The 3,531-nt window shown below is 35.6% G+C and carries 2 protein-coding genes and 1 pseudogene; all 3 read right to left on the bottom strand.

Features of this window, described 5'->3' with window-relative positions:
* Positions 1 to 98 precede the first annotated feature (98 nt).
* A pseudogene (locus tag V7183_RS19890) lies at positions 99 to 422 on the bottom strand (alpha-L-glutamate ligase); the annotation flags it as partial.
* Positions 423 to 451: 29 nt separating this feature from the next.
* Positions 452 to 2,080, bottom strand: a complete 1,629-nt coding sequence (gene abc-f, locus V7183_RS19885; RefSeq protein WP_097899328.1) for a ribosomal protection-like ABC-F family protein — start codon at positions 2,078 to 2,080, stop codon at positions 452 to 454.
* Between the two features lie 343 nt (positions 2,081 to 2,423).
* Positions 2,424 to 3,179, bottom strand: a complete 756-nt coding sequence (locus V7183_RS19880) for an SDR family oxidoreductase (RefSeq protein ID WP_335360591.1) — start codon at positions 3,177 to 3,179, stop codon at positions 2,424 to 2,426.
* Positions 3,180 to 3,531: the final 352 nt, after the last annotated feature.

The following is a 3,531-nucleotide window of genomic DNA, read 5'->3' as shown; positions in this document are numbered from 1 at the left end:
AAATGGATTTATATAGTTTAAAATATGAAATCACCAATTTACACTCGAATCGAACTTACCAAAAAAAGCTGCTTCATCAGCAGCTTTCTTCCTATCTATTATATTTTCTCTAATTCACTACCAAGAAACTTCGCAATCTCTAGCATACCGTATTTCCCAACGACTGCTTCGGCGTCAGCATTGTAGTTTGTGTTTGTATTAATGTCATAAGTGAAAATTTCACCATCGGCATTTCGAATAAACTCAATGCCAGCGATTGCAATATCATTTGCAGCCAAAACAGCCTCATATTTTTGAATAATTGGGTCATCAAAGCCCTCAATAATTTGAAACTTCGGTTTTTCCGGGGCTTTCTCTCCTACAGGACAGAACAAATCACCAATTTGACAAGCATCAGCTGGGCATAATTCAAAGCCTTTCGTTTTCTTACTAAATGACAAAGTCCTCTGGTTTAAAGCTCCTTTATTTGCTTCGTAAGTTCTTTGAATCTTTTATCAAGTTCCATGTACGCTTCATCTTTAAGAGTCAAAAAGCTGAGTTTTCCTAAAACTTCTTGTCTTTCTGTTTCAAGCTTTAAACGTAATTCAGCAAGGTTATCTCTTTTTTGAGATGTTTCTTTCAATTGCTTTTGTATGCGATTGTTTGAAAACACTAGTCTACTGTTAGTCGTTTTTTCAAGGAAGTACCGATCATGCGAAACGATAAGCAATGTACCATTATATTGTGCTAATGTATTTTCAAGCTGTTCGCGTGAAGGTAAGTCAAGATGATTTGTCGGTTCATCCAAAATAAGCACATCTTTTTCATCTAAAATATACGCCATGAGCTTACACTTTACACGTTCACCCATACTCATGTGTTTGATTGGCTCTTTCCATTGAGAAGATGTAAATCCTAAATGCTTCATTAAATTTTGTACTTTTCCTCTTTCTTCAAAAGTTTCTTTATAAAATAATTGTTCTGGTGTTTTTTCAAGTGGTAAATCAAATACCTCTTGTGTTAAATAGCCAATATTTGCAGATGGTGAAATCCATACTTCCCCTTCAACCGTTTCATGTCCCATAATCATCTTCAATAATGTTGTTTTCCCGCAGCCATTAGGGCCAACTATTGCAATTTTCTCACCATGTTGAATTGTGAAATTAACTTTCTCAAATAATACTCGTCCCTTAAAACATTTTTTTAATTGTTTCACTTCTAAAAAACGTTTTCCTACCTTGTTATTTGCTTGAATGGAAAACTCTACAATTGGGTCTGGCTTAACACGTTCTACTTTCGTTTTTTCAAGCTCTTTTTCCAGACGCTTTTGTTTTGACTTAACTTGTGCATCCGTTCGCTTTGCCTTAACACGATAGTATTCTTTAAATCCCTCTTTTTTTGTCGATTGTGCATGTGCTTTTTGCGACCATGATGTTAATTCTTTCATTTGCGATTCTATACGTTCAATGTTTTTTTGTTGCTTTTCATATTCGCGCTGCTGAGTGAGCCTCTTTTGTTCCCGAAATTTCATATAACTCGTGTAATTCCCTTTATGCTCAATTAGTTTTCTATCTTCTATCGACCAAATTTTCGTTGCAACAGCATCTAAGAAATATCGATCATGTGATACAACGATGATTGTTCCACTATAGCTTTTTATCTGTTCAATGAGCAATTCTGTGCTCTGCTCATCTAAATGATTCGTTGGTTCATCTAACATTAAAAGATTTGTACCTTTTGCAAATCCTTTCGCAAGTCGGATTTTAAGTTTTTCTCCACCGCTTAACGTATGAAAATCATTTGTTGGTACGCCCCATTTCGCAAGAAGTTCCGCTTCTACTGTTGTTACTTCCTTAGATGCAAATGCCTCTTTTTCTTGTTCAACATATGCCATCGTTACGTTCGTCTGTTGCCATTCTAGTTGCCCTTTTGTTGGTTCTATTTTTTCATTTATCAGCTGTAACAGGGTGGATTTTCCAGCACCATTTTTTCCAATTACTCCGATGATATCTCCCTGTTTCGCTGTAGCATTCATTTGTTCTAACAAGGTATTTTCCATTATTTCTACAGAAACATCTTTTAATTTTAAAAGTTCCTTCATACTATCTATCCCTTTCTATAAAAGGAGAACAAAAAAATCCTCCCAATTATATTTGGCAGGATTAGTCGTTATAGTATTTATACCCAAATAAGCTATTGTATGAAATAGCTTTACTTTCTTATGGAAATGGGCAGACTAATCCTATTTTTTATAAATTGAAATATCCAATTTCAACATTTAAAAATAAGATTAGTTAATCATCGTCCACCCATCATCCTTTCCGTCATTAATAGTGCTATTGTAGCATGGTAATACTGTATTCGTAAACGAGATGATTTGACTCAGCAACAATCACCAATATTGCAGCATTTATTTTACCGCGACTGTAAACCCTTCACTTCATTTAACTTCGCAAAAATCCACCTTCTGAGTTAATCACTTGACCAGTGATCCACTTTGCATCATCACTAGCAAGAAATGCAACGATACGTGCTGCATCTTCCGGCATGCCAATACGCCCCATTAAAAATTTAGGCAAAAGGTGTTTTCTAATTTCATCCGTCATCCATGTTGAATCTGTTGGTCCTGGGTTTACAGCGTTAACCGTAATTCCTAAAGGAGCAAGTTCTGCCGATAAAGACTTAGTAAAAGCGGCAATTGCTCCTTTCGTTGCAACGTATGCTAGTTCCCCGATCATTGGCCCTAATTCTTGTCCGGATGTCATATTAATAATGCTTCCTTCATCTATATTCAATTTCTCAAAACGACGAGCAAATTCCGCGCAAAGAAGAAAAGTTGCTCTCATATTCACTGCATAATGGTTATCAAGTATTTGAGCATCCAACTTTGCATATCCATCTCCTGTTGAATATGCTGCGTTATTCACTAAAACCGAAAGAGGACCAAACTGCTTTGAAACAGTATCCATTATTTCAAGTGCAGCATTTGCATGTGACAGGTCAATTTCTAAACTGTCACAGCGCACTCCAAATTCCAACATCTCTTTTTGAAATTTCTCTGGCCAACTAGCCTCAGACTGCCAATGTGTAAAGAAAATATCTATACCTTGAGAAGCAAATTTGCGGCATATAGCAGCGCCGATACCTCTTGGACTACTTACTCCTGTTACAAGAGCAATTTTATTTTGTAAATGCGTCATTTCATATTCCCCCTAATAAATGGGGACACGATGATATGTGTAAGTAGAGATGTATTACTCTCATAACAAATAAAAGCCGATACACACAGGTATCCGCCTAGTAAATGGAATGATAACTCCACACCATGCATCCCTTGTATGATTATTGTTTCAATAAATAGACATACTCCACCCGTATATGTATAGGAAAAGCACTCTATTCATTTTATTTCGTAATCATTACAAGATTTGCCACATGTAGAATCTCAATTCCCCTTTCATTACATCTCTACCATTATTATACTTTTCTTACTGGTGATAATCAATATATTCATTTATAAATATGTCGATTACTACTATATATACATCAATT

Origin of the sequence: Bacillus sp. JJ1127 (genome assembly GCF_036965845.1) — a bacterium.
GTDB lineage: Bacteria > Bacillota > Bacilli > Bacillales > Bacillaceae_G > Bacillus_A.
Note: the sequence above shows the minus strand (reverse complement) of the source record. Positions and strands in the feature narration are given on the sequence as shown.

Excerpts from the sequence above, each read along its gene's own strand:
- V7183_RS19880 (WP_335360591.1), bottom strand. The coding sequence starts at position 3,179 with ATGACGCATTTACAAAATAAAATTGCTCTTGTAACAGGAGTAAGTAGT.
- abc-f (WP_097899328.1), bottom strand. The coding sequence starts at position 2,080 with ATGAAGGAACTTTTAAAATTAAAAGATGTTTCTGTAGAAATAATGGAA.